The organism is Bacillus cereus group sp. BfR-BA-01430 (genome assembly GCF_022663115.1).
Classification (GTDB): domain Bacteria; phylum Bacillota; class Bacilli; order Bacillales; family Bacillaceae_G; genus Bacillus_A; species Bacillus_A cereus_BD.
On the sequence record NZ_JAKUEW010000008.1, the window covers coordinates 26,360 to 53,086 of the forward strand.

The following is a 26,727-nucleotide window of genomic DNA, read 5'->3' on the forward strand; positions in this document are numbered from 1 at the left end:
AAGAGAAGTTATTTAAACATAGCTTCTCTCTTTTTATATGTTGATAAAAGATTATGGTAGAAGAAGTATGAACTTATGGTTGAAAAGGAAAAATAGAATACATCAAGTGTTATACGTAGTGGATTTTTAGAGAAGGATGTGTCGGAATGAAGAAGGATAAGAAATATACAGTAGTAGGCACTGACATTGAAGAAGTGAAACGATTAAATAAAAACTCAGGGCTAACATATAATCAAGTAAAGGAATTATTAGTCAAACAGATGAAAACAAAGCTATAAACATTATGTTTATGGCTTTGTTCATGTTTAAGCGGGATAAAATGAAACTTTCATTAATGAGTGCTTCGTTTTCCACTGATGATGAATCTTCGGCAATCGGGCTGTTCAAAAAAAGAATGTGTATGGATATTATCAATAAGCAATGAAAAGAGCTACAAATAGAAAAGATAAAGAAAAAAGAGGATTCTTTTCAATTTATGAGAAAGATTGTCTACAGGAATTCATACTATGTAGTAATATGGCAATAGATAGACTTGTATTTCAATATATGAATATCAATCCATTGAAGGGGGAGAGTAATTTGTCATGATTCAAGTAAAAAACTTTTTTCAAAGTAGAGGATTTCAACGATTCATTGTATTCGTCATATTCGCGTTTTTATTATATGGATTAAAAAGTATGATTAATTTAATATTAATCACTTTTATTCTTACTTTTTTAATGGATCGATTTCAACGATTTATTTCAACAAAGTTAAAAATAAATCGAAAAGTAGTGATTGCTTGTTTATATAGTGTTTTAGTAATATTTATTGTTACAACATTATATAAATATTTACCGGTATTAACGATACAAATTTCTCAGTTAATTTATCATTTTAAACTGTTTTTTCAGCATCCGCCTGATAATGAAATCATTAAATATGTACTTGCGACAATTAATCAAATGGAAGTATCAAACTATATTGAACAAGGTGTAGACGTCATTTATCAGTCTTTAGCGAACATTGGAAAAGTCAGCATACAAATTTTATTATCTCTTATTTTAAGTTTATTTTTCTTGCTAGAAAAAGAACGAATTATTACGTTTACGTCCAAATTTAAAGAAAGTAAATTAAAGATTTTTTATGAAGAAATTGCCTATTTTGCTCAACGGTTTGCACGATCATTTGGAAAAGTGATTGAAGCGCAGTTTTTAATTGCGATTGTAAATTGTATTCTCACGGTCATTGCACTTGTTTTTTTAGGATTTCCCCAACTTCTCGTATTAGCGATTATGATTTTTCTACTGGGCTTAATTCCTGTTGCGGGTGTTATTATTTCATTGTTTCCACTTTGTATCATTGCCTACAATATTGGCGGAATGATGTACGTTGTATACATATTAATTGTTATTACAGTTATTCATGCTCTTGAAAGTTATTTTTTAAATCCAAAATTTATGTCTGCAAAAACGAACTTGCCCATTTTTTATACATTTATGATTTTAATCTTCTCACAGCATTTTTTAGGAACATGGGGCCTGATTATCGGAATTCCAATTTTTATTTTCTTATTAGATGTATTTGAAGTAAATGATGAAGAATAGTTAAGAAATGAAAAGAATACGTATGTTTCCAGCCTAAAGGTTTAAATGGTTGAAATCATTTCATAATAAAGAGGCGAAATATGTAAAAAGAACTTCCGAGCATGAACGGGATTCCGCATTATACGTACTTACATGATATCGACGGAGATCATGTAAGTACGATTAAATTGCTACTTTCATTTCTAGGATTCACTTTCTATTTTAACAGAGTTAAAAAAAACGCTTGATCTTCAAGCGTTTTTTGATTGCGATACATGTCGCTTATTCTTGATTAAAGAATAGGAGCCATTGTTTCTTTTAATATTTGAACAGAGTGATCGAATTGCAATTCTTCTTGCTCATTTAATTCAACTTCTAATACTTCGCGAACACCTTGGCGGTTTAGAACAGCTGGCACCCCGATATATACGTCTTTTTGTCCATATTGGCCATCCAAGTAAGCAGAGACTGTTAATACGCTGTTTTCATTGTTTAAAATTGCTTTTGTAATGCGTAAAAGAGACATGCCAATGCCGTAATACGTAGCGCCTTTACGTTCAATAATATGATAGGCAGCATCGCGAACTTTAATGAAGATTTTATCTAATTCTTCTTGATTATGTTTATTATCTTTGTCTAAAATCGTTTGTAGTTTCTGAACACCAATTGATACGTGACTCCAAACCGGAAGTTCTGTGTCACCATGTTCACCAATGATATAAGCATGAATATTATGAGGAGCAACGTTGAAATAGTCTCCTAACATATATCGGAAACGTGCAGAGTCTAAAGTCGTACCAGAACCGATGACACGTTCTTTTGGTAATCCTGACTCTTTCCATGTTACATAAGTTAAAATGTCTACAGGATTCGTAGCAATTAAGAAAAGACCATCAAATCCATTCTCCATAATACTACGTACAATTTGTTTAAAGATTTTTGCATTCTTTTCAACTAAATCTAAACGAGTTTCACCTGGTTTTTGTGGTAAACCAGCAGTGATTACAACAAGGTCAGCATCTTTGCAGTCTTCATAGCTTCCTTTCCAAACTTTTGTCGGTGCCGGAGCGAAAGGAACTGCATGACTTAAGTCCATTGCTTCGCCTTCTGCTTTCGCCTCATTTACATCAACTAAAACAAATTCTTCAGCAACGCCTTGGTTAATCATACAGTAAGCATAACTACATCCTACCGCTCCAGTTCCTACTAATACAACACGGTTAATACCTTTTTTCATACACCAATTCCTCGCTATTTCAATAATTTTGATATGTACAAATGGATTCTGCTTATACAGACCCTCACCTAGTTTATGACATTATAAAAAAGATATTCGTTAGATTCTTTTTTAGCGATCATGATTCAGCTGGTGTAACTGATATGGTTGGTATTCTTCTTGATATAGAAGTTTACATGGACATGTCTTTAATCGAGGTATTATGTTTTTATATCCACAGCCAAATAGTATGAGATAACGGGGGGCGATTGAGTCTAGAGTTCCAGTTGTATATGAGGTGAATGAGACAGTTTAGTTTACAAAACATAGTTCTTTTAATAAAATAATGATTATAAATCGTAATTGTTACGTTTTGAAAAAATTTGAGTAGAGAAATGGATGGTCGATGAAATGAAGAAAGTAGAAATTCATATATTAGGTGGGTTCTTAGGAAGCGGAAAATCAACATTGCTTCAAAACCTATTATTAGCAGAAAAGAAAAAGAATAGAAAAGTTGCTGTTTTAATGAATGAAATAGGTGAATACTCAGTAGATACAGATATTATTGGGAAAGAGAATGTTTTAAGGGAACTACTAAAAGGTTGTATTTGTTGTACATTAAAAGAAGAACTTGAAATCCAGTTACATTCTTTATATCAACAAGAAAAGCCGGATGTTATTTACATAGAAACAACGGGAGTAGCTCACCCAATTGAAGTATTAGATGCATGTGTCTCACCAATTTTAGCTCCTTTTCTTAAAGTGAAATCAATTGTAGTCGTTTTAGATGGAGTAAGGTGGTTAAACCGAAGTGTATTAAGTGCAAATGTTCAGCAGTTATTACAAGAACAAATAAAATATGGAAGTCATATTCTTATGAACAAAGTAGACTTACTAACAGAAGAGGATAAGAACAAGGTTTTAGAAGATGTAAGGGCGATTAATCAGCATGCTAAATTGTATGAAACAAAGTATTGTAATATATCTTTAGCTGATATAGAAAAAGCTGAGTTTGGAAGCAATGAAGAGCATGAGACATTACATGTGAAACAACACTTACATATTCAAACAATGACATATCAATTTACGAAACCGATCGATCAAGAAAGATTATATGAATGGTTATCAACATTACCTGATTGTATGTATCGTGTGAAAGGCTTTGTGAAATTTCATGGGAATAAGTATCCACACTTATTGCAATATTCGTTTGGAGTACCAACTTTATTGGAACAAGACTTCGGCTTTCCAACTAATTTGGTTATGATAGGTGAGGGATTCAATCAAGATACGATAAAGAGAGCATTAGAAATGATAGAAACTCATGTTTAGTTAAACGAGAGTATACTAAGGGAATACTATAACTGAGAAGCCCCTTTCCTCTAAAGGAAGGGGAAAGTCCCATTTCGAGTTAGAAGATGTAACAGTTATAGCATATGTAAAAAAATATTTTTTATAGTCAACTAACAAGGGAAAGAAACGTTTTACTAGAATACATAATAATGAATGTATGTGGTGAATCCATGAAGAGAAAGGAGAGATAAAACAATGGTAATCAAAAGAGTTTTATCATTTTTAGCTGTACTCTTAATCGGATTAACGGGTTGCTCGATGATTGAAGAGGGGAAAAACTCCGTTGATTATGCACAAAAGACAACGGACTATATAAACGAAGTCAGTCAGTTTGCAAATGAGGCACCAGAGTTAGCGGAAAAAGCAATCAATGATAGCACAGCAAGAAAAGAGTTAGAGAATAAGTTAGGAGAGATCCAAAAGGATATTTCAAGCTTTAATAAATTAACGCCACCGGATGTAGCAAAAGAAATGCATGAGCAGATTGTTGGATATAATGAAACGTTAAGTAAATGGATTGATGAAACGATGAAAAAGGTCGAGGAAGGTAAAGTGGATCTAGAACAATTTAAAGATTCAGAGTTTATGCAGACAATTCAACAAGTTCAAGAGTTGAAAAATAAGATTCAAAATATAGGACAATAAGTGTGAGAGTACAAAAAGTCCGTTTTCAATGACGGACTTTTGTACTGCTATATTTATTGTATACAATAAATGACAACACCGATGACAATAATAAGGTTACCAATGAGCTTTCTTTTTGTAATTTTTTCACCTAAGAAGTACCAACTAAATACTAAAATAATAAGATAGCTTAGTGATTCTAAGGCAGATGCTTGTTTTAAAGGCAAGCCTTTTAATGCAATGACATTAAAGCCAGCATTCATAACAAACAAAGAATACCCGATAATAACATAGTGATTGACATATTCTCTTAGTTTAGAGTCGTATTTTTGTAACGTTGCTTTTTTTAGTAAAATCTGTGAGTAATTGGCTAAAATAATACCAAAAATAAATAGTAACATATAATTATTCATCTTTTGTCACCACCACAATTCCAACGATAATAATAGCCGCACCAAGTATATGATTCCAATTGATTGTATCGCCGAATAGGAGAACAGACCATAGCATAGACCATAATATAATAATACCTCGGTGTGAGTATGCTCTAGATATTTCAAAGTGTTTAATGACTTGTTGCCAAATAATAGCATATCCAAATAAAACTACGATAAGTCCGAAGTAGGCGCCAAAAAAGCCAATAGATGCGATTGGAAATTGAGCTGCCCATTTCATATAAACTAGGATAATTGAATATAGTAGGAAAGCAGCATGTAAAAAGATATAATTTTTTATAGTTGGTTTCATATATTCACTCTCTTTTACATATAAATACATTAATTTGAAGCGAATGTATTTCATTATATTCTTTATGATATGGAATGTTTGTCCCTTCACATTCCAAGGTATATAGTATCATGTCTTATGTTGGAAAACAATATGAGGGAACAACTCTCTTTTTTAGAAAAGAAACTTGTTTCTTTATAAATAGGATTCATTTTATGAAAAAATGCTAAGCAAAAAAATGCTTAGCATGAGTAGATAATGAGAGATTAAGTTTAATGATTAGTTGAATTCAATAGCATCAATTCTACGATAATCAACTACCAAAATTTCTCCATTTCCTTTTGAAAAAGTTGCAAGGCCGCTTCTTCTATCAAAAGAAGCAAAAGCATCAACCGCTTCTTCTAGGCCGTTGATAAAAACATCTTCTACATCTGTTCCAGGATTTAAACCTGATAGTAATTCAAAGATTGGCCCTCTGTTACTACGATTTGCCATATAGTAATTCCTCCTTTTGTTAAGATGTACTATATTCTATTAAATAAAATGGTTTTGGCTTGTACATATCTTCTATTTTATAAAAAATGTGTAGAATAAATAGTTTACAATTGACCTTACACAATGTGTATGATTTGTATTAGTATGTTAGGACTTTTCTATTTACCTTGACGGTATGAAGGCATTGTTGATAAGGTTAAATCTGAAATGATAATTTGATAGATTAAAAGGAGTTTAGGTGATGAAAAGGTTAAGGTGGGGAAGAGTAACAATACTATTAGCCGTTATTTTAGGTATATGTTGGTTTATTTTTCATGGAGGTTTAGAAAAAGATGGTAGAGATATTGCGGAAGCAAAAGAAAATCATTCAATAGAGGGACCGCCTCTTCAAGTAGCAGAGTTGCCAAAGTTGGGTATATCTGAAAAAGTCATTCCGCAAAAGTATCTCCCGGTTGTGGAAGCAAAAGCAGCAATTATTATTGATGCGAGTAATGGAGAAGTAATTTATCAAAATAATGAAAATGAAACGTTTGCTCCAGCGAGTATGTCAAAAATGATGACCGCATATTTGCTTTTAGAAAATATACATAAGGGAAAAGTGCATTGGGAAGATCGTGTGAACATAAGTGCAAAAGCAGCACAAACGGAAGGTTCTAAAATTCCGATGCAAATGAATGATGTAGTAACGGTGAAAGATTTATTTCATGCTTTAATGATTCAGTCAGCGAATAATGCAGCGGTTGCTTTGGCAGAACATATGGCAAAGACAGAAAAAAACTTTGTTCAAATCATGAATCAAAAGGCGAAGGATTTGGAGCTTTCTAATAAAACGAAGTTTGCTAATGCATCTGGTCTACAAGAACCAGATGGAAGTGAAACGAAGATGCCAGCTGCCGATGTTGCAAAGTTGGCGTATCATCTTATTAAAGAATATCCAGAAATATTGGAGGTAACACATTTACGTCAAAGCCAATTAGCTTTTAAAAATATTGCTGTTACAAACACAAATGAGATGTTAAATACAGCTAATAAAAACCTTCATATAGAAGGAATGGATGGATTAAAAACAGGCTTTACTGATAGTGCGGGATATTGTTTCACAGGAACAGCAAAACAGGGAGATAAACGCATTATTACAGTTGTTATGGGAACAAAGAGTCAAACGAAACGATTCACTGAAACATATAAATTAATGTCTTATGGATTTGAATTCGTTAAGTAGATAAAGGAACAGGAAGAAACAGATTATTTGAAATTTGAAAGAGTGGAACATCCTCGATAACTAGAAATACATAAGACAGTCGCTAGCTGGATAAAAAGAATTTGCAGTGTGAGAAAGTCGTATAAAAATGTATAAATAAGCAGAAAGGATTGCCGATACCGGTAATCCTTTTTGCTGTTTTCTACAAAAGAAGGTCTTCCAATTTTATATATGTAATTTTAGTAGGATCATTCTTTTTATAAGAGCAAACTGCAGATTTATAGCCAGTGCCAATGTGAAGAATTTCGATAAAAACAGGATTTGTTTTTTCGATAGTTCGTATATAAACGTTTTGAGATGAATCAATTGAGATTGAAAATGAATGCAAGGGAACGGTTAAACCTGCACCAGATTGCTTTACAAAACTTTCTTTTATAGTCCATAAATGATAAAAGTAAGCCATTCGTTCAGGTTCTATTTTTGCCATCAAATCTTTGTATTCTTCATAACAGAAGAAATGTTTTGCTATGCTATAATCTATCGGTGTTATTTTTTCAATATCAATTCCGATTGGATGAGAATCTATTGCACATACAATCCAATTACCAGAGTGAGATATATTAAAATGAAAGGAAGGAAGATTTTTGACAAAAGGTTTTCCGTACGGTCCAACTTGAAATGTAATGTTGTGATTTGGGAGATGAAGTTCCTCTTGAATAATAAATCGGGTAAAAATTTCACTAAGTAATGAACGATGTTTGTCTTTAAGAAAAACAAGCTGATTGATTTTTGTAATTCGTTCTGGTGAAATGCGCTTCATTAAAGTATGAAATTCACTTGTTTGTAATAATCTGTCTATATGTAATGCGAAAACTTTCATGAACGATAGTTCCTTTCGAATGTATTAATATAATGAAAAAAGAATTACAGAAAATATGTAATCCTTTTTTGTATAAGAAGATTCATAATTTATAAATGTTATCTTTGTTTATATCCTTCAAATCGTGAGTCATAGCATTTTTAAAGTTTTTCTTTTTTTGTTCAATCGTTACAATTTTTCGAAATGTTAATACAGATAATAGACACATACATGCATAGTAAATTTCATTGTGCTCTTTAAAATGTTGATCAATCACGTAAGCCATGAATAAGATCCTCCTATTGTTTCTATATGTAATAGTTATTTTAACATGTTTAAATTGTATCTTCTATTTTTAGATGAAGTACGAACTTTTTATCTGAAAGATAGCAAGAGATTCTTTTAGAAAAGTCCTAAGTAATCCCCAATATTTTTGCCAATGAGAACTAGCGTTACAATGATAAATAAAATCCTGACATAGGATACACCTTTTTTGATAGCAAAATTTGAACCGACGAAAGCTCCGAGAACCATTGCAATTCCCATTGGAATTCCATATGCAAAATGAACCACATCTAAATAAAGAAAAATGAAAAGAGCAGCAATGTTACTGCCGAAATTTAAAACTTTTGCATTGCCTGCTGATTGAATAAAATCAAAACCCATTATTAAAAATGTAAATAACAAAAATGAACCAGTTCCTGCACCAAAAAAACCATCATAAAAACCGATAATAAAAATAATAATCGAAAAGATAATCTTTTTCTTTGTAGTCATGCCGTTATATATTGCATCTTTTCCCCAGTCTTTTTTCATAATGGTATAAATGGCGACAGCAATTAATAGTAAGAGTATTAATGGTTTTAATATTTCAGGTGAAATAAGTTTTACTACGAAGGCGCCCAGAATAGAACCGATAAAAGTTAATGGGAATAGTTTAGAGACTAATTTGAGATTCACATTCCCCGATCGAATAAATGAGATTGTACTCATAAGCGCCCCCATTGAACTAGCTAATTTGTTTGTTGCAATTGCTGTAGAAGGTGGAAGGCCGGTAAATAACAAAGCTGGTATTGAAATTAAGCCACCGCCGCCTACTACGGAATCAATAAATGCTGCTAAAAAACCTGCTACTACTAAGAAAAGTAGTGTATATAAATGAATATCATCCATATGTTTATCCCCCATCCCTATAAAATAGTCACTACTAAAATAGTACCTATCAATTTGCGTTATGTAAATAGGGAGTTTTATATTTTTATTCGTATGTTTACTCTATCTAAATTTATGGTTACTATTAGAGTAATCACTATTATGATGTAATAAAAATATATTCATTAGGAGGATTACAATGGAAGACTTACTACAAAAGATTCAAACGCTAGGCTTAAATCAATATGAAACGAAAGCATATGTTTCATTAGTTAAGCATGGAACTTCTAGTGCGTATCAAGTGAGCAAAAACTCCGGGGTACCCCGTGCACGTATATATGAAATATTAGATTCTCTCGAACAAAAAGGAATCGTTATGAGAGAAGAAGTTAATGAGGCGGTGGAGTATTCTCCTTTACCTGTAGATGTATTTTTAGAGACGATAAGAGAAAAATGGGAGAAGACTTATACATATGTAGAACAAGAGTTAAAAGTGTTCGAAAAAAAAGAGCCAGAGACGGATCCGAAAGTTACTACTTTAAAAGGAGAAGAAAATATATTAGCTTTTTGTAAGATTTTAATTCGAAGGGCAGAAAAAAAGATTATTATTTCAATATGGGATACGATGTATGAAAAATTATTAACAGAATTACAGAAAAAAGAGCCGGAATGTAGCGTGAAAGGGATAGTTTTTCAAGTTGAAAAGCCATTGCGAGGATTAGAAATGCATCGGAAAACAAGCTATGTTGAAAATATTGGAGAGCATAAATGGTTTATCATCTCAATTGATGGAAAAGAAATGGTATATGGTCATTCTATAGAAAAACGAGGACATGCTTTTTATACAGATGATCCAGTTCATGTCTATCTATTAGAGAACTACATATGGCATGATATTTTAGTAAATCGTTTAGTGAGAGAGGCAGATCAAAATATAGATTCTTGGATTGCTCCAGAAAGAGATCGTTTCTTTTCTCTATAAAAAATGAAGAATGTATCATGAGTATTTTTTACGAAAATGCTCATGATGCGCCTCATCTTTAGCTCATGTAGAGGGAGAGGGGGAGTGTCATTTAAACGAAAAGATACTATGTTAAAAAAGATATAGTATTTCGAAATATTATATAGTTGATAAATTATTCGATTTTTGTCATGATGGGAGAGTGACTTTATAGAATGAACTTTTTGAACGAGAGAGCGATTGAATCAGTTTAGTGATCTTTTTCAATTTATCTTGTAATCTGAAAAAGTTCACACAAAGTTCACACAAAATTCACGTCAATGTTTTACAATAAACGACGTGTGAAAAATAAAGCTCTTGTCAAAAAATGGAACTTAATGCGCATTCAATTTTAAGAATATTGTAGATTATTAAGTTCATTTTTTTAAAGAGGGTAGTAGGGAAAGGAAGTAAAAACAACTTATGAAGAAAGTAATTGCAGGTTTGGCAGCAGCATCTGTAGCTGGTGTAGCAGTTCCTGGAATGGACTCTGCTCATGCGCAAGTTACATCTGATGCGTTAAAGGAAATCAATGGACAAACTCAACAACAAACTCAACAACAAACGACTGAAACAAACAAAGTATCTGAAACACCTTCTGAACTAAAATATACAGTAACAGCTGATGTATTGAATGTTCGTTCAGGTGCTGGTACAGAACATAACATTATTTCTAAAGTAACAGAAGGTCAAGTACTACAAGTAACTGGCGAAGAAAACGGTTGGTTTAAAGTAAATGTAAATGGTAAAGCAGGCTATGTAAGTGGCGATTTTGTAACAACTGGTGGAACAAAAGGTACTGCTGTTCAACAAGGAACAGGCAACTATACAGTGAATGTATCTTCACTTAATGTACGTACAGGCCCAAGTACATCTCATACTGTTTTAGGCTCTGTACATAAAGGAAAAGTAGTACAAGTTGTAGGTGAAGTGCAAGATTGGTTTAAGGTTAACTACAATGGTGGAACTGGATACGTAAGTAAAGACTTCGTAACAAAAGGCGGTACAGCTGTATCTAGCCAAACAGAGAAACCAGCTACGAACAATAGTGTGGCACTTCAAACTGGTGGAGCATATGTAGTAAATACAGGTGCTTTAAAAGTACGTACAGGTCCTGCTACATATAATGCTGTTATTGGTGGTGTAACAAGAGGTCAAGTGTTACAAGTAACTGGTGTAGAAAATGGTTGGTACAAAGTTAATCATAACGGAAGAACAGGTTATGTAAGTGCAGACTATGTAAAATTCGTAAAAGGTGGAGTAGCGAATACAAATACAGGTGCAAGTCAAGAAACAGCTCAAACACAAAAACCGACTGCACCAACAGGTGATACATCATCAGTTGCCGCATTTGCAAGATCTTTAAATGGTTCTCCATATAGAACAGCTGGAACAACACCTGCTGGTTTTGACTGCAGTGGCTTTATTTACTATGTATTAAAACAAACAGGGCATAGCGGTCCTCGTCAAACAGTTGCAGGTTACTGGAGCTCTAAGACAAAAACAAGCAATCCACAACCAGGCGATTTAGTATACTTTGCAAATACTTATAAAGCTGGTCCTTCACACATGGGTGTTTATTTAGGAAACGGTCAATTCATTAGTGCAGAAACTGATGAAACTGGTGTAAGAATTAGTTCAGTAAATAACTCTTACTGGAGTAAGCATCTATTAGGTTATACAAAAGCATAATAAGAGATAATATCATTATGATAAAAAAGGCTTTCCGAGGAAACTTGGAAGGCCTTTTTCACTTTCATGATCTTGTAAAACTTTTGCGTATAAATCATGAAAATAGTTAGGGCGAAGTTTGCTTATTGGCATCTTGATTTGTTTATAAAGAGATACTTCTTTCAAGGAATGGAGATATTTATAATTTATCCCGCTATTTTAGGGAAGTAAGACTCCTACCTCCAGCACATGTAGAAGTAAGTGGGAGTTCCATATATTTCTTCCGAATTGCGAAGTATGAAAGATAGAAGAGGGAATTTAAGGCTTGTAAAAAGTAATAAATTGTTTATAGTTACTTATAAGTAACCTACGCACATCAAAGTGCATCATTGCATTTTTTATCATATGCATATAGAATTCATGATATGAAATAAGCAACATAGATTGAGGAGTGTTTTATTTGGCAGAATTATTACAAGGCAAAAATGCGTTAATTACAGGAGCAGGCCGCGGAATCGGTCGTGCTGTAGCAATCGCTTTAGCAAAAGAAGGCGTAAACGTTGGTCTATTAGCGCGTTCTGAAGAGAATTTAAAGGCCGTTGCAAAAGAAGTAGAAGCAGAAGGTGTAAAAGCTGTTATTGCTACTGCTGATGTATCTTCATATGAGGAAGTTACAACTGCTATTGAAACGTTAAAAGAAGGATTAGGTTCTATTGACATTTTAATTAATAATGCAGGTGTTTCTAAATTCGGTAAATTTTTAGAACTAGATGTAGCTGATTGGGAAAAAATAATTCAAGTTAACTTAATGGGTGTATATTATGTAACTCGTGCAGCTTTACCAAGCATGATCGAGCAACAATCTGGCGATATTATTAATATTTCTTCTACAGCAGGGCAAAAAGGTGCACCAGTAACAAGTGCATATAGTGCATCTAAATTTGGTGTTCTTGGTTTAACAGAATCATTAGCAATGGAAGTTCGTAAACATAATATTCGTGTCACAGCGTTAACACCAAGTACAGTAGCAACAGATATGGCAGTAGAATTAGGATTAACAGACGGTAACCCAGATAAAGTAATGCAAGCTGAAGATATTGCAGAATTTATCGTAGCGCAGTTGAAGTTAAATAAACGCACGTTTATTAAATCAGCAGGGCTTTGGTCTACTAATCCGTAAGAAGAAGAGAAAATATAAAATGAAAATGGGATTTCTATTCTGTAATGGAGTAGAGATCCCATTTTTATTTACGGATGATTATTTCTCTAACAAAGTACAGAGGAAAGACATATAAAATGTTAGGGAGGTTTTTGATTATGTATGATGTATATCCATTTAAAATGATGAGCCCTTGTCAAGTAAATACTTCTTTGGGTAGTTATATGCCGTATTATGAAAACTATTTTTATAGAATTTCTGATGTGATACATGCTACTACTCCTAATCACGTGCAAAGGAAAGAAAGAGAAAGGGGATCGTGGACGCCATTTTCGTGGGTTGAAAAATATGCGTATGCATTCTCCGGCCCTTACAATAAAGCGGAGGTAGCACTTACATTTGATGATGGACCAGATTTAATATTTACACCACAAATATTAGATACGTTAAAAAAATATCATGTGAAAGCTACTTTTTTTCTTCTTGGTGAAAATGCAGAAAGATATCCTAATATAGTAAAACGCATCATCGATGAAGAACATATAATTGGTAACCATACGTATAATCATCCAAATTTAGCGAAAGTGAATGAGAAAGAGTATCATAATCAAATTATAAAAACAGAAGAAATACTGAACCGTTTAGCTGGATATGTTCCTAAATTTGTTCGCCCACCTTATGGAGAAATCCTTGAAAACCAATTAAAGTGGGCGACAGAACAAAATTTTATGATTGTACAGTGGAGTGTTGATACAGTTGATTGGAAAGGAGTAAGCGCAGAAAATATTACCAATCATGTGTTAGGAAATGCATTTCCAGGTAGTATAATACTTCAGCATTCGACACCAGGTGGAAAATTACAAGGATCTGTAGACGCACTAGACCGAATCATTCCTGAATTAAAGATGAAAGGAACACGTTTTGTAACACTTCCAAATATGTTCCGTACATCGAAACAAAGAAAGTAAATATATGATGGAGATGATACATGAATTAACTTATTTGTAGCAAATCTTGTCCATTTTTTATAACAAATTCATAGTATGTAAGAGTATATGGATAAATATCTTCAAATGTAATTGTAATCAGTTTATTGTTTAAACTAGAAATAGTCGTTATGGATGAAATCTCTTTTTTTAATAGTTGCAGAAAAGAAGTTGTATCTATTCTCATCACGTCGTCTACTTCTTCATTTGGTGAAAATGGAGGTGCTTGCGTGACATTATAAAAATACATATGGCATAATTCACGATCAATAAAATGAGGGATTTTATAGTCTATTTTGTAGATTCCTTTATATATTAAATCAGTTGTCTGCAAGGAAAGTCCTAATTCTTCGTTTATTTCACGAAGACCTCCCATTGTTACCTCTTCATTGTGCATAATGTGTCCTGCTGATGTAATATCCCACTTGCCAGGAAAATCTTTTTTGTTTTTAGAGCGCAATTGAAAATATAAAAACATATCTTTCTCGTTTTTTTCTACAAACCAGCAATGAAATGTTTCATGCCAGTCGCCGTCGCGATGTACGTCATCTCGAAGCTTCTTGCCGATTTTTTCTCCGTGCATGTTAAATATCGATAACCATTCTGCCATTTTAATTCCCCTTTCTATATATTTTATTATACAATAATCGTATGAAAGTTTGAAAAATAAAGAAAATAGGAGGGGTTTGAGTGAAAGGAGAAGAGAAAGAAATAAAGTCATTTATTTTAACAAAGGAGGAATTACGTCAAATATTAGGGCAACCAAGTGAACGAGCGTTGAAAAAAGTTATTTCATCGCTTGACCATCATTGTCTAGATTTTCTTTCTAAATCCCCATTTTTAGTATTATCGACTGCAAATCAATTTGGAGAGTGTGATGCTTCACCAAGAGGAGATGCACCTGGATTTGTATATGTTGTAAATGAAAATAAAATTATTATTCCAGAAAGGCCAGGGAATCGTCGTATAGATTCTATATTGAATATTATTTCCAATCCACAAGTAGGATTAATCTTTTTTATTCCTGGGCTTGGGGAGTCATTAAGAATAAATGGCCGTGCATCTATTACGAACGATGAAGCCATTTTAAAAGAAATGAAAGCAAATGGCCGTACTCCTTTACTTGGTATTGTTGTTGAGGTAGAGGAGTGCTATGTTCATTGTGCAAAAGCATTTATACGTTCAAAAATGTGGGATACAGAATCGTGGCTAGAGAAAAAAGAGTTACCTTCAGCTGCAAAAATGTTAAAAGAGCATGCAAAAGTAAAAGCTTCAGAAGAAGAAGTTGCGTATTCTTTAGAAGAGAGTTATACAAAAAGATTATATTAAAAGATGGTTTTTTATTATTTTGAAATATAATTTTAAAAATAGACCAAAGAAAGTCTTCTTATCGAAAAAAATATAGTTCACTATATACAATTCTATTTTTATAACGGATACCGTAAGTAGAAATGGGATGTTCTGATGATAGGGAATTGTTATTGTGAAATATAATGATAAAATAACTTGTCAAAAATGTGTGGAAATAGGGTTGCTTTTTTAAATTTTCGTAACTATAATAAATTAACAAATAAACATGAACGAAAAAGTAATGATAAGGACACAAGATTATTTTTACGGTTTGCAGAGAGGGAAGCCTAAGGCTGTGAGCTTCCTAACACGAGAAATCATCTTACCACCTTTGAACTTCAATAGTGAACGAGAAATCTAGTAATTATTGGCGGCCTCAGCCGTTATCTGAACTTGAGCAATCTAGAAAGAAAACGTATCTAGATTGGAACCAGGGTGGAACCACGAAAACACATTCGTCCCTTTACTAGGGATGAGTGTGTTTTTTTGTGAGTTAAATGGATTGAAAATAAAAAATAATCAAAAATATATTGATTTTGTTTTGTATGTAAGTATAATGAGTTAACAAATAAATATGAATGAAAAAGTAATGATAAGGACATGAGATCATTTTTACGGTTTGCAGAGAGGGAAGCCTAAGGCTGTGAGCTTCCTAACACGAGAAATCATCTTACCACCTTTGAACTTCAATAGTGAACGAGAAATCTAGTAATTATTGGCGGTCTCAGCCGTTATTTGAACTTGAGCAATCTAGAAAGAAAACGTATCTAGATTGGAACCAGGGTGGAACCACGAAAACACATTCGTCCCTTTACTAGGGATGAGTGTTTTTTTTATAACTTTGAAAGGGGGTGCTGTAGATGACGGTTATATGTACGGAAAGAACCGCTAGCACGTATAGAAAGCAAATAAGGAAAGATCAGACTGTTTATTTTTAACTTTGAAAGGAGATTGAAAGATGAATCGTATTGTACATGTTGGAGTATTAGGACTAGGAACTGTTGGAAGTGGCGTCGTTCAAATTTTACAGGAACATGGTAAGAAGATTGGTCTTGAGACAGGGTGTGAAGTAAAGGTAAAAACAGTTGTTGTGCGTGATTTAGAAAAAGAACGAGATGTTTCTATAGAGGGAATTGTTGTTACAAGAGAGGCCGAGGAACTTTTACATGATGTAGATATTGATATTGTTGTAGAAGTGATGGGCGGGATTCAAAAAGCAAAAGAGTATATTGTAAAAGCGTTGCAACATAAGAAGCATGTTGTAACTGCTAATAAAGATTTGATGGCTGTACATGGCACAGAATTATTACAACTTGCAAACGAGAATCATTGTGAGTTGTTTTATGAAGCGAGTGTAGCAGGTGGAATTCCAATATTAAGAGGACTTGCTGACGGATTAGCTTCAGATCATATTGAAAAGATGATGGGAATTTTGAATGGAACAACAAATTATATTTTAACAAAGATGAGTCAAAATGGTTGGTCTTATGAAGAAGCGTTGCAAGAAGCAAAGAGATTAGGGTTTGCAGAGTCAGATCCTACAGCAGATGTAGATGGGCTAGATGCAGCAAGAAAAGTAGCTATTCTTGCTAATTTAGGATTTTCGATGAATGTGTCTTTAGATGACGTCTATGTTCGTGGTATTCGGAATATTGAAAAAGAAGATTTGGAAATGGCAGAAAAACTAGGGTTTACAATGAAACTGATTGGGAAAGCAGAAAAAGAAGGCTCAGTAATTCATTTAAGCGTTGCACCTACTTTATTGCCAAGCAAACACCCTCTGTCAAGTGTGAATAATGAGTTTAATGCCGTATATGTACATGGCCATGCAGTTGGAGAAGTCATGTTTTACGGACCAGGTGCAGGCAAGTTACCGACAGGGTCTGCTGTAGTAAGTGATATTGTTGCCATTGTTAAAAAGATGAAACAAGAGGTGCAAAATCAAGAGGTATGTAAAGAAATTGAGCCTTATGAATTAAAACAAGATAAAGATATTGTTTCAAAATATTTCTTGCGTATTGTATTACGTGACAAACCAGGGATGTTTCAAAAACTAACAGAATGTTTTGTGAATTGTTCTGTTAGTTTAGAAGAAATTATACAATTACCAATAAATAAAGAATTTGCAGACATTGTAATTGTAACGCATCAAACTTCCAAATATCAATTTTCACAAGTTTTACAGTTATTAGAGGACGTAGCAAATGAAATAAAAAGTTACTACAGTATTGAGGAGGAAAAACAATATGTATAAAGGGTTATTAAAACAATATGCTTCTTATTTACCTGTGAGCGACAATACACCAGAGGTTAGTTTGATGGAGGGAAATACACCGCTTATTCCGCTTGGAAATATCTCTGAAAAATTAGGAATCTGTTTATACGGAAAATATGAAGGAGCGAATCCAACCGGTTCATTTAAAGATCGCGGTATGGTAATGGCAGTTGCAAAAGCAAAAGAGGAGGGTTCAAAAGCCATTATTTGTGCTTCGACAGGAAATACTTCGGCATCCGCAGCAGCATATGCGGCTCGCCTTGGAATGAAATGTATTATTGTTATACCGGAAGGGAAAATTGCCCATGGAAAGTTAGCACAGGCGGTTGCGTATGGGGCAGAAATTATTTCGATAGAAGGAAATTTTGATGATGCGCTGCGAGCAGTACGACAAATCGCAGCTGAAGAGCCTATTACACTAGTAAACTCTGTTAATCCGTATCGGATTGAAGGTCAGAAAACAGCTGCGTTTGAAATTTGTGATCAGTTGCAAAAAGCGCCAGATGTTCTTGCTATTCCAGTTGGAAATGCCGGGAATATTACGGCGTATTGGAAAGGCTTTTGTGAATATGAGAAAGAAAAAGGATATAAAAAACCAAGAATTCATGGGTTTGAAGCGGAAGGTGCAGCTGCGATTGTAAAAGGTTATGTCATTGATGCGCCAGAAACAATTGCAACTGCAATTCGGATTGGTAATCCTGCAAGCTGGCATTATGCAGTGGAGGCTGCCAAACAGTCGAATGGTGAAATTGATATGGTATCGGATGAAGAGATTGTAAAGGCTTATCAATTGCTAGCGAGAACAGAAGGAGTATTTGCTGAACCAGGTTCCAACGCTTCTTTAGCGGGTATCATCAAGCATGTTCAATTAGGAAAAATTCGTCAAGGAGAGACAGTTGTCGCTGTATTAACAGGAAATGGGTTGAAAGACCCGGATATTGCAATCTCCTCGAATCCATTACAAATTACAAGTATCTCAAATGATTTAGAACAAATGAAAGGTCATATTAAGGGAGTGATTATTTCGTGATACCATTTAAAATTCGTGTTCCAGCGAGTACAGCAAATGTAGGCCCTGGTTTTGATTCTGTAGGAATGGCACTATCCTTATATCTAGAAGTGATTGTGAAGGAAGAATCACCGCATTGGCATGTTATCCATCCATTTGATCGATCTGTTCCAAACGATGATAGAAATTTAATTATAAGTACGGCCCTTCAAGTATGTCCATCGTTACCTTCTCATATAATAGAAGTTATGAGTAATATTCCACTTACAAGAGGATTAGGAAGCAGTGCATCTGCTATTGTTGCTGGAATTGAACTTGCTAATCAGCTAGGAGCGTTACACTTAACAACAGACGAAAAAATTCTTCTTGCTACAAGGTTTGAGGGGCACCCGGATAATGTAGCAGCTTCTATTTTAGGAGGAACAGTCATCGGTGCAATAAATGAGGGACATGTATCCGTTGTTCGGATTGAAAGTAAAGAATTAGGAGTTATTTCTGTAATACCAGATGAAGAACTAAATACAAATGAAAGCCGTTCCGTGCTACCTGAAACATTTTCATTTCATCATGCTGTTCGTGCTAGCTCGATTAGTAACGTATTAGTGGCAGCATTATGTGAAAAAAAATGGGAAATAGTTGGTGAAATGATGGAAAGAGATCCATTTCATGAGCCGTATCGCTTGCAACTGGTTCCTCTTCTACTTTCTGTTCGTGCATATGCGAAGCGATTTGGAGCATATGGAACAGCACTAAGTGGTGCGGGCCCATCTCTCTTCATTTTAACCCCATATGAAAATCGTCAGGAGATTGCGGAACAGTTAATGAAAGTATTTCCAAAGATAGAGGTGTGTGAACTGGAGATTGATCACGAGGGAGTAGTCGTAAATACGGACATATCAGTGAACAGGTAAGTAGCATGAAATATGTTAAAAAAGAAAAATCGTGAGGAAAGAAAGCTGGCCGTGTACTAGCTTTCTTTTTTGTTATTGCATTTTTAATAAACGCTTTGTATATGTATGTGTGGAGATATAGAAACAGGGAATGTGAAAAAATAAAGATATTCCGTTACATATTATAAAGTATGATGAGAAGGTTCTAACTTATATGATTATGTATGAATCGATAAGGGTTTTATGATTGTAAATTTTCGGAAGTAGTATTTCTTACCTTGTCAAAAGAAAATACGAGAGTATAATGTGAACTGGAATATATATTCGTTTTGCATTTTTTGAAGTGAAACCTTACAAAAATGTAAGGTGTATGAAATGAAATTCAATAGGAAGTTTACTATACATGAAGTATACTAAGAAAAGAGAAAGAGAGGAGAATGAACATGAGCTCTGAATTAGAACATAATACAAGAAGTAGACAGAGACGTTCTAAAAGAAAATCATTTAAATGGTTCATTTTAATTCCATTGTTTTTGCTTCTTTTTGGAGGCATTGGATATGGTTCTTTTCTATATAATAAAGCGAAAGCAGTTGTAAATGAAGCATATGCACAAATTGATAAATCAGCGAAACGGGATAAGGAAGTTGAACCATTAAAGGATAATATTTCAATTTTAATTATGGGTGTAGATGGTAGTGACATAAGAAAAGGTCAATATGGAGAAGCAGTTCGTACCGATGCGCTTTTATTAGCTACTATTAATAAAGATAATAAATCTGTGAAATTAGTAAGTATTCCACGTGATTCACGCGTATATATTCCATCAAGAAAGAAATTAGATAAAATTACACATGCTCATGTATTTGGTGGTGTTGAAAGTACAAGAAATACTGTTGAACGATTTTTAGATGTTCCAGTGGATTATTATGTGAAATTTAATTTTGATTCGTTTGTGAAAATTGTTGATTCGCTTGGAGGCATTGATGTGGATGTACCTGTAACGTTTACGGAACAAGACAGTAAAGATCAAGCAGGTATGATTCATTTAGAAAAAGGGTATCAACATTTAAATGGAGAACAAGCTCTTGCATTAGCGAGAACACGTAAAATTGATAGTGATGCAATGCGTGGTCAAAGACAGCAACTTGTCATTGAAGCTATTGCGAAAAAAGCGTTGTCAGCTCAATCTATTAGTAAAATGAGTTCATTATTAGATGCAATTGATAATAATATGAAAACGAATTTAACATTTGATGATATGCTTTCGATTGCAAAAAATATGGCTGGTTCCGATTTGCAAATGGACAAAATACAAGTAGAAGGTACAGATAAACGGATTCGTGGAATTTATTATTATATTCCAAATGAGAACAATGTGAAAGAAATTTCGAAAACATTAAATGAGCACCTAGGCATTGCATCAAATTAACTCAAAATGAGATGAAAAGGGTGGCATTTGCCATCCTTTTTGTATCGGATTCATAACGGTGTATGGTTCTCCTTAGGATTCAGAGAGAAATAAGAAAGATAGATGCGAGTAGAGTTGCACATGAAAATCTAATGAGTGATTATGAAAAATTATAGTTCTATATGAGGTATAATATGTTGAGAGTACAAAAAAATCGGTATAACAATTCCGTTAAAATTTATCCCATATTTGTCTTTTTATCGTTACAATCAAATAAATACGTGTATAATTACATTGGGTAATTTATATATAAAATTAATAGAGAGAGGGAATAATAGAATGGATAATGCTTTAAAAGCAAAACGTATTGTCGTTATAATGGTAGCGATTATTGCAATTGCAGTCGGCTATTTCATGTTTCAATCTATTACTTCGCCAGCGACAGCTGTAGCTAAGCAAGAGAATCCGGTGCAGTTAGCAAGTGAACAAGTGAAAGTTGAACTTAAAAAAACAGCGCCAAGTAAATTCAATGGTCAAGTGAGAAAGGTTGCATATCTTACTTTCGATGATGGACCCGGAAAATATACAGCAGAATTGCTAAAGATTTTGAAACAAAATGATGCGAAAGCTACATTCTTCTTAATTGGTGCAAATGTAAAACAATATCCTGATTTCGTAAAGCGTGAAAAGGCAGAAGGTCATTATGTAGGTATGCATAGTATGACACATAACTTTAAAAAGTTATATACAAGTGGTGAATACGTAAATGAAATGAAAGAGGATCAAAGCTTAATAGCAAATATTATTGGGCAATCCCCTAAGTTAACACGTCCACCGTATGGTTCAATGCCAGGATTAAATGAAGCGCTTCGCAACAAAGTGGTTGAAGGTGACCTAAAAGTATGGGATTGGACAATTGACTCTTTAGACTGGAAATATAACAAGATGCCAGTCGATGCAGCAGCAGCTAAAATTGTGCAAAATGTACTTGCTGGCGCGACAAATGATCAAGAAGTGATTTTAATGCATGATATTCATCCACAATCTGTTGCGGCTGTTCCAGCAATTATAAAAGGCTTAAAAGAAAAAGGGTATGAATTTGAAGCGTATCATGAAGAAAGTCACTTCCCGGTGAATTTTTGGCATGATAACCGTATTTGATGGAGGAATGGAAAGTGAGTTATAGAAAAGTAGCACTTGTTGGAGCATTATCAGTAGGATTATTATCAGGTTGTTTTGGTGAGAAGCCAGAAGAAAACATTTATGTTGCTTTTGAAAACGCAGCAAAGCAAGAGAAGGAACTATCTAGTGATGTGAAAAAGCTAGAAAAGTTAGAGAAGCAAGGCCAAGAATTATATGCTCAAATTATGAAAGAAGGAAAAGAGCATAATGACGTGGTTATTCAAAAAGTTGACCAAGCGGTTGCAAATGTAGATGAACGAGAAAAAATAGTTGCAAATGAAAAAGAGTTGCTTGAAAAAGCGCAAAAAGAGATAAAATCTGTTCCAGGTAATGCAGATAAAATTGAAGATAAAAAAATTCAAAAACAGGCAAAAAAAGTAAATGAAGCTTATAAAAATCGTTATGAATCTTTCAAAAAGATGAATGAAAGTTATAAGCAGTCATTGACAATTGAAAAAGAATTATATGAGAAATTGAAAGTAAAAGAAACAAAATTAAAAGAAATTGGCGAAAAAGTAAAAGCTTTTAATACATTGAATGAAGAAATTCAAAAAGAGAAAGAGAAATTTAATCAATATACAAAAGAATATAATGAAGGAAAATTAGCCTTTTATAAAAATGCCAATATTAAGATAAAAGAAGGAAAGAAAGATAAATAATGAAAAAAGTCGAAAAAATATATATATGTTTTTTCGACTTTTTTCGTTTCATTTATAGAAAAGACTGGAATTCATACTATAAAAGAGTTATAGTTTATAATTTAGAGAAAGATGATGGTTAACATATTAAATGATGAGCATCATATAAGTAAGGAGAATGAAATATGTCATATGAATTTTTACTGAAATTAGGCTTAGCACTTTTTTTAGGGTTATTTATTGGAGTTGACAGGCAGCTAAAGAATAAGCCGCTTGGTGTAAAAACAAGTATGGTTATTTCGGTAGCAAGTTGTTTAATTACAATGGTTTCAATTGAATCAGTAAATGTATATTCTTCGCCAGGACACACTAATATGGATCCAATGCGCTTAGCAGCCCAAATTGTAAGTGGTGTTGGTTTCTTAGGGGCAGGGGTCATTTTACGAAGAAATAATGATGTGATTTCTGGGTTAACTACAGCCTCTATGGTATGGGCAGCATCGGCTTTAGGGATTGCAATTGGAGCTGGTTTTTATATACAAGCGACAGTAGCTATGGTTTTAATTATATTAGCAATTAATGTATTGCCGCAACTTGTTAAAATTGCTGGCCCTTATTCGTTAAGACAAAAAGACTTATCTATAAAAATTATTGTAAATGAACATAGAGAGTTAGATGGGATTTTTAAGCAAATAAAAAATTTAAATATGCAAGTGAAACGAGTTAAAATAAAAGACATTGAGAATGGTACATCACAAAAATTAGAAATGGTGATATTGGTACCAGAGGATTTATATACAACAGAGTTATATAGCACTTTAAAAGAAATTGATCATATCGTTTCAGTTGAAGTGGAAAGTAGATAAGAGGAGTAAAGAAGGGTGATGAATTTCATCCTTTTTTTATTTGTAACAATTTTTGTACTGCGTTACCGGTCGATAAGATCTTCATTTAGAGCTTAGAGAAAATGAAAGAAGTTGTATAAATAGGATTATGAAGAGTCACTGTCGAAAATAAATGATATAGAAAAACGGATGGGGCTTGCAATCATTTATTTTTTATACACGAAATCGTTATAAAGACAAAAGGTGGGAAAGAAATGCAAATAAAGGTTAGAACAGCACGAAAAGAAGATATTCCTAGTATAGCAAAAGTACACGTTGATAGTTGGAAAACAACATATAGTGGATTGTTGCCTAAGGAGATTTTAGAGAATATGACATATAAGCATCGAGAAAAACAGTGGGAAAATATTTTTAAACAAAATATTTCTAAACAATATCGATATGTTGCAGAAACAACTGAAGGGGAAATTGTAGGATTCATCGATGGAGTAATGGAAAGAACTGGAAACTATAATTGTGATGGTGAATTATATGCAATTTATTTAATAAAAGAATATCAAGGACATAAAATTGGACAACGATTATTTCAAACAATGATTTCCGAATTCATTAAACATGACGTACATTCCGTACTAGTGTGGGTTGTAGCAAATAATCCTTCAAAACTTTTTTATGAAAAATTTAAGCCAGAGCGCGTGGATACAAAAGTGATAGAGGAATGGGGTGTAGAAGAGGCGGCATATTGTTGGAGGAATATTAGAGATCTTTATGAAAATTTAACTTTATTGTAAGAAAATCTATTTTTAACTTTTTGATTGTATGTAGTTCAAATTTTTATGCTTGTATATGAATTGATTCTAAATGGTAAAAAATGCTGAAAATAATGTGAATAAAAAATCTTGATTCTTTGCATTTTAATATATAAAGGAGGTGACGGTAATGGCTAGAAATCGTAATTCTAATCAATTAGTTTCAAATGGAGCTCAAGCAGCTCTTGATCAAATGAAATATGAAATTGCACAAGAATTTGGCGTACAACTTGGAGCTGATACTTCTTCACGTGCAAATGGTTCTGTAGGTGGTGAAATTACAAAACGTCTTGTAGCTATGGCAGAACAGCAACTTGGTGGAGGATACAATCGCTAAAAGTGGAGCGTCAAAGGAGAAAGGAAGAAATCTTCCTTTCTTTTTTTGGATGTAAGACATACACTTTCCATTAAATAGTACGGATATCTTAGTATAAGAATTGGCAGAATAGGAGTAATGCTAAATGGTTATCCAATTTCTTTTGTTATGTACGTTAAAAGTAAATACGGTATAATACCCCTGATAAAAGCTTTTTTATCAGGGGTATTATATGGAAAGAAGACTTTACATTTAGAAGTAGCGAAAAGATGAGCTGTTTTACTATATAATGATTCCCGAAATTTTATTGAGTAGTATAATTGTTCCCCCGATGAATTCATTTGTTTTAATAGCTATTCCAATAAATCAAATCCAAGAATAAAAATGAAAGATCCACTTTTCTGTCCCTTCATATCGAATTGAGTTTGTTCTTATCACACTGATGGTATCCAAAATTGCTTGTTTGTTATGTAACTCTTTTAGGTTGCCGTTTTTTCAAATAATCCATCTCATATACAATAAAAAGATATAAAGAGTTGTTGTTAGCAAAGAGAAGGTCGGCAGTATAATACATACTCCTTATACCGCAACAAGAGTTAAAATGGAAAAAGGAGTTATAACTGTTGCCAAATGGATTCATAATCTGGCAATATAGGAAGAAGCTTATATATTAATAAAGGAGAAAAGTATGAAACAATTTGTTATTTGTCAAGTAATTGCCGGGACAAAATATTTAGCAGCTTATGCAGAGACAAAGCAAGAAGCAATTGAAAAAGCGGAGCTATTAGGATTGAAAACAGGAGAGCGATATGTAGTAATTCCAGCTAAAGAAGCAGAAGGATTGGAATATCCTTAATTTAGAAGTGATAGCAGGATGCTTTATTGAAAACATAGTTGATTGTAAATAAGCCTAATATAATGAGTGTGTATTAGGCTTATTAACATGAACAAAGATTATAAATCTAATTTGTTTTGTGAATGATATGTTTTTCTTTTTTGATTTTCCCTTCGATATTGGTTAATGTATCTTTTAAAGTTCCAAGTTTGTAAAAACGTAGTGGCAGCATCGAATCCAGATTGATACAGCCAGTCTTTTTCAGCGATAGTTAATTGAAAGTTCGTACTTGTAATCATGCCGGTTGGAATTTTAATTGTTCTTGCTTTTGCTTCTTTATCTAAATGGCGTAAATCATGCGCCTGCATCATTGTTTTAAATAGTCCTTTGAACATTGAAAGGGGTTCTTTGTAATGAACGGGTTCTGCTTGAATTTCATCTTTTACAAAGTGAAATCCAAAGGTAGGCCAGCGAGGAAGCGTTGGTGAATCGAAAATCCAAATCGGGTAATTGCTTAAAATCCCGCCATCCACCATGTAACAAGGTTGTTTCCATTTTGGGGTTTTCCACTTTATAGGCTCGAAAAAGAAAGGGATGGTTCCGCTCATTCTGACCGCTTTCGCAATTGGAAAACGATAATTTGGAAAGCCATAGTTTGGTAGATCATCAGGAAAGATAACCATTTTCCCGTTGCTTATATCTGAAGCGATAATTTTTAAATTTTTCAGATTAGATAAATCGCTAAAAAAATAAATCCCTTTTTTACGTAATAAATCGTCTAACCATTCTTCTAAAAAAATATTGGAGTAAATTCCTAATCGAGTCCATGCACTTAACCCTTTTCCGATAATTGGGATTTTATCAAGTAACGTTTTTTTCGTAAATTGATAATAATCTAAAGTACTTATAATATCTTTTAATTCTGTACAGGAGTAACCAGCTGCTAGCAGAGCGGCGATAATGGCACCTGCTGATGTGCCAGCAACACGTTCGAAATAGTAGCCGCGCTCATTCAATGCGCAAATGGCACCTACATGTGCGATTCCACGAACCCCTCCACCTTCAAACACACCATCAATTTTCATGAAAAAATAATTCCTTTCCATGTAAAGATTTGGGGTAGCAAAAAAGCACGTACTTTACGTGCTTTTTTACAATAGTT

General features: G+C 33.5%; 29 protein-coding genes and 2 other annotated features. Of the genes, 20 read left to right on the plus strand and 9 right to left on the minus strand.

Features of this window, described 5'->3' with window-relative positions; genetic code table 11:
- Positions 1 to 146 precede the first annotated feature (146 nt).
- Together MR058_RS23320 and MR058_RS14360 are read left to right on the plus strand one after the other, a co-directional pair.
- Positions 147 to 278 carry a hypothetical protein gene (locus tag MR058_RS23320; RefSeq protein WP_012093972.1) on the plus strand — a complete coding sequence of 44 codons (132 nt, stop codon included), beginning with the start codon at positions 147 to 149 and terminating at the stop codon, positions 276 to 278.
- Between the two features lie 306 nt (positions 279 to 584).
- The gene (locus tag MR058_RS14360) at positions 585 to 1,586 is read left to right on the plus strand and encodes an AI-2E family transporter (protein ID WP_242144636.1); all 1,002 of its coding nucleotides are present in this window, start codon (positions 585 to 587) and stop codon (positions 1,584 to 1,586) included.
- A 271-nt stretch (positions 1,587 to 1,857) separates the two neighbouring features.
- Here the strand turns inward: MR058_RS14360 and MR058_RS14365 are convergent, their stop codons facing one another.
- Positions 1,858 to 2,802 carry an L-lactate dehydrogenase gene (locus MR058_RS14365; RefSeq protein ID WP_242144637.1) on the minus strand — a complete coding sequence of 315 codons (945 nt, stop codon included), beginning with the start codon at positions 2,800 to 2,802 and terminating at the stop codon, positions 1,858 to 1,860.
- A gap of 390 nt (positions 2,803 to 3,192) precedes the next feature.
- Between MR058_RS14365 and MR058_RS14370 the strand changes: the two genes are divergently transcribed.
- Both MR058_RS14370 and MR058_RS14375 read left to right on the plus strand, forming a co-directional pair.
- Positions 3,193 to 4,113 (plus strand): CobW family GTP-binding protein, encoded by a 921-nt coding sequence (locus MR058_RS14370; protein WP_242144638.1) that lies wholly within the window; start codon positions 3,193 to 3,195, stop codon positions 4,111 to 4,113.
- 216 nt (positions 4,114 to 4,329) lie between these two features.
- Positions 4,330 to 4,779: a DUF6376 family protein gene (locus MR058_RS14375; protein WP_242144639.1), complete on the plus strand. Its 450-nt coding sequence runs from the start codon at positions 4,330 to 4,332 to the stop codon at positions 4,777 to 4,779.
- A 53-nt stretch (positions 4,780 to 4,832) separates the two neighbouring features.
- On the opposite strand, the gene MR058_RS14380 is transcribed toward MR058_RS14375, so the two are convergent.
- The 3 genes from MR058_RS14380 to MR058_RS14390 form a co-directional block, all read right to left on the minus strand.
- Positions 4,833 to 5,171: an EamA family transporter gene (locus MR058_RS14380; RefSeq protein ID WP_242144640.1), complete on the minus strand. Its 339-nt coding sequence runs from the start codon at positions 5,169 to 5,171 to the stop codon at positions 4,833 to 4,835.
- Positions 5,164 to 5,505 carry an EamA family transporter gene (locus MR058_RS14385; RefSeq protein WP_242144780.1) on the minus strand — a complete coding sequence of 114 codons (342 nt, stop codon included), beginning with the start codon at positions 5,503 to 5,505 and terminating at the stop codon, positions 5,164 to 5,166. Before MR058_RS14385 ends, MR058_RS14380 begins: the two co-directional genes overlap by 8 nt.
- A 258-nt stretch (positions 5,506 to 5,763) precedes the next feature.
- The gene (locus tag MR058_RS14390) at positions 5,764 to 5,979 is read right to left on the minus strand and encodes a hypothetical protein (protein ID WP_242144641.1); all 216 of its coding nucleotides are present in this window, start codon (positions 5,977 to 5,979) and stop codon (positions 5,764 to 5,766) included.
- 241 nt (positions 5,980 to 6,220) lie between these two features.
- On the opposite strand from MR058_RS14390, the gene MR058_RS14395 reads away from it, so the two are divergent.
- Positions 6,221 to 7,201: a D-alanyl-D-alanine carboxypeptidase family protein gene (locus tag MR058_RS14395; protein ID WP_242144642.1), complete on the plus strand. Its 981-nt coding sequence runs from the start codon at positions 6,221 to 6,223 to the stop codon at positions 7,199 to 7,201.
- A 181-nt stretch (positions 7,202 to 7,382) separates the two neighbouring features.
- Here MR058_RS14395 and MR058_RS14400 read toward each other — a convergent pair whose 3' ends face one another.
- The 3 genes from MR058_RS14400 to MR058_RS14410 all read right to left on the minus strand — a co-directional run bounded on the left by MR058_RS14400 (position 7,383) and on the right by MR058_RS14410 (position 9,212).
- Positions 7,383 to 8,060, minus strand: coding sequence for a 4'-phosphopantetheinyl transferase family protein (locus MR058_RS14400; protein ID WP_242144643.1), 678 nt, complete (start codon positions 8,058 to 8,060; stop codon positions 7,383 to 7,385).
- An 82-nt stretch (positions 8,061 to 8,142) separates the two neighbouring features.
- Positions 8,143 to 8,325, minus strand: coding sequence for a hypothetical protein (locus MR058_RS14405; RefSeq protein WP_242144644.1), 183 nt, complete (start codon positions 8,323 to 8,325; stop codon positions 8,143 to 8,145).
- Positions 8,326 to 8,441: 116 nt separating this feature from the next.
- Positions 8,442 to 9,212, minus strand: a complete 771-nt coding sequence (locus MR058_RS14410) for a TSUP family transporter (RefSeq protein ID WP_242144645.1) — start codon at positions 9,210 to 9,212, stop codon at positions 8,442 to 8,444.
- Between the two features lie 178 nt (positions 9,213 to 9,390).
- Here MR058_RS14410 and MR058_RS14415 point away from each other — a divergent pair, with 178 nt between their 5' ends.
- From MR058_RS14415 to MR058_RS14430, 4 genes are all read left to right on the plus strand, one after another.
- Entirely contained in the window at positions 9,391 to 10,173 is a 783-nt protein-coding gene (locus MR058_RS14415) for a TrmB family transcriptional regulator (RefSeq protein ID WP_242144646.1), read from the plus strand.
- 441 nt (positions 10,174 to 10,614) lie between these two features.
- Positions 10,615 to 11,883, plus strand: a complete 1,269-nt coding sequence (entFM, locus tag MR058_RS14420) for an enterotoxin EntFM (protein ID WP_242144647.1) — start codon at positions 10,615 to 10,617, stop codon at positions 11,881 to 11,883.
- A 439-nt stretch (positions 11,884 to 12,322) separates the two neighbouring features.
- Positions 12,323 to 13,042, plus strand: coding sequence for a 3-ketoacyl-ACP reductase (locus tag MR058_RS14425; RefSeq protein WP_242144648.1), 720 nt, complete (start codon positions 12,323 to 12,325; stop codon positions 13,040 to 13,042).
- A 137-nt stretch (positions 13,043 to 13,179) separates the two neighbouring features.
- The gene (locus MR058_RS14430; RefSeq protein ID WP_242144649.1) at positions 13,180 to 13,989 is read left to right on the plus strand and encodes a peptidoglycan-N-acetylglucosamine deacetylase; all 810 of its coding nucleotides are present in this window, start codon (positions 13,180 to 13,182) and stop codon (positions 13,987 to 13,989) included.
- Between the two features lie 25 nt (positions 13,990 to 14,014).
- On the opposite strand, the gene MR058_RS14435 is transcribed toward MR058_RS14430, so the two are convergent.
- Positions 14,015 to 14,617, minus strand: coding sequence for an NUDIX hydrolase (locus MR058_RS14435; protein ID WP_242144650.1), 603 nt, complete (start codon positions 14,615 to 14,617; stop codon positions 14,015 to 14,017).
- 80 nt (positions 14,618 to 14,697) lie between these two features.
- Here MR058_RS14435 and MR058_RS14440 point away from each other — a divergent pair, with 80 nt between their 5' ends.
- The 11 genes from MR058_RS14440 to MR058_RS14490 all read left to right on the plus strand — a co-directional run bounded on the left by MR058_RS14440 (position 14,698) and on the right by MR058_RS14490 (position 25,586).
- Positions 14,698 to 15,336: a pyridoxamine 5'-phosphate oxidase family protein gene (locus tag MR058_RS14440; protein ID WP_242144651.1), complete on the plus strand. Its 639-nt coding sequence runs from the start codon at positions 14,698 to 14,700 to the stop codon at positions 15,334 to 15,336.
- A 253-nt stretch (positions 15,337 to 15,589) separates the two neighbouring features.
- Positions 15,590 to 15,823: a binding site (T-box leader), on the plus strand.
- A 114-nt stretch (positions 15,824 to 15,937) separates the two neighbouring features.
- Positions 15,938 to 16,171, plus strand: a binding site (T-box leader).
- Positions 16,172 to 16,315: 144 nt separating this feature from the next.
- On the plus strand, positions 16,316 to 17,611 hold the full coding sequence (locus MR058_RS14445) for a homoserine dehydrogenase (RefSeq protein WP_242144652.1): 1,296 nt from the start codon (positions 16,316 to 16,318) through the stop codon (positions 17,609 to 17,611).
- Positions 17,604 to 18,662, plus strand: coding sequence for a threonine synthase (gene thrC, locus MR058_RS14450; protein ID WP_242144653.1), 1,059 nt, complete (start codon positions 17,604 to 17,606; stop codon positions 18,660 to 18,662). The genes MR058_RS14445 and thrC overlap by 8 nt, the downstream gene beginning before the upstream one ends.
- Positions 18,659 to 19,552, plus strand: a complete 894-nt coding sequence (gene thrB, locus MR058_RS14455) for a homoserine kinase (RefSeq protein WP_242144654.1) — start codon at positions 18,659 to 18,661, stop codon at positions 19,550 to 19,552. Before thrC ends, thrB begins: the two co-directional genes overlap by 4 nt.
- Positions 19,553 to 19,974: 422 nt before the next feature.
- Positions 19,975 to 20,961, plus strand: a complete 987-nt coding sequence (locus MR058_RS14460) for an LCP family protein (RefSeq protein WP_472927013.1) — start codon at positions 19,975 to 19,977, stop codon at positions 20,959 to 20,961.
- A gap of 318 nt (positions 20,962 to 21,279) precedes the next feature.
- Positions 21,280 to 22,101 carry a peptidoglycan-N-acetylglucosamine deacetylase gene (locus MR058_RS14465; protein ID WP_242144656.1) on the plus strand — a complete coding sequence of 274 codons (822 nt, stop codon included), beginning with the start codon at positions 21,280 to 21,282 and terminating at the stop codon, positions 22,099 to 22,101.
- A gap of 14 nt (positions 22,102 to 22,115) precedes the next feature.
- Positions 22,116 to 22,781: a YkyA family protein gene (locus MR058_RS14470; RefSeq protein WP_242144657.1), complete on the plus strand. Its 666-nt coding sequence runs from the start codon at positions 22,116 to 22,118 to the stop codon at positions 22,779 to 22,781.
- A gap of 164 nt (positions 22,782 to 22,945) precedes the next feature.
- Entirely contained in the window at positions 22,946 to 23,626 is a 681-nt protein-coding gene (locus MR058_RS14475; protein WP_242144658.1) for an MgtC/SapB family protein, read from the plus strand.
- A 233-nt stretch (positions 23,627 to 23,859) separates the two neighbouring features.
- Positions 23,860 to 24,396 (plus strand): GNAT family N-acetyltransferase, encoded by a 537-nt coding sequence (locus MR058_RS14480; protein ID WP_242144659.1) that lies wholly within the window; start codon positions 23,860 to 23,862, stop codon positions 24,394 to 24,396.
- Positions 24,397 to 24,544: 148 nt separating this feature from the next.
- The gene (locus tag MR058_RS14485) at positions 24,545 to 24,751 is read left to right on the plus strand and encodes an alpha/beta-type small acid-soluble spore protein (RefSeq protein ID WP_242144660.1); all 207 of its coding nucleotides are present in this window, start codon (positions 24,545 to 24,547) and stop codon (positions 24,749 to 24,751) included.
- A 667-nt stretch (positions 24,752 to 25,418) separates the two neighbouring features.
- On the plus strand, positions 25,419 to 25,586 hold the full coding sequence (locus MR058_RS14490) for a DUF3933 family protein (RefSeq protein WP_242144661.1): 168 nt from the start codon (positions 25,419 to 25,421) through the stop codon (positions 25,584 to 25,586).
- Positions 25,587 to 25,684: 98 nt separating this feature from the next.
- Here the strand turns inward: MR058_RS14490 and MR058_RS14495 are convergent, their stop codons facing one another.
- Positions 25,685 to 26,650 carry a patatin-like phospholipase family protein gene (locus tag MR058_RS14495; RefSeq protein ID WP_242144662.1) on the minus strand — a complete coding sequence of 322 codons (966 nt, stop codon included), beginning with the start codon at positions 26,648 to 26,650 and terminating at the stop codon, positions 25,685 to 25,687.
- Positions 26,651 to 26,727 lie beyond the last annotated feature (77 nt).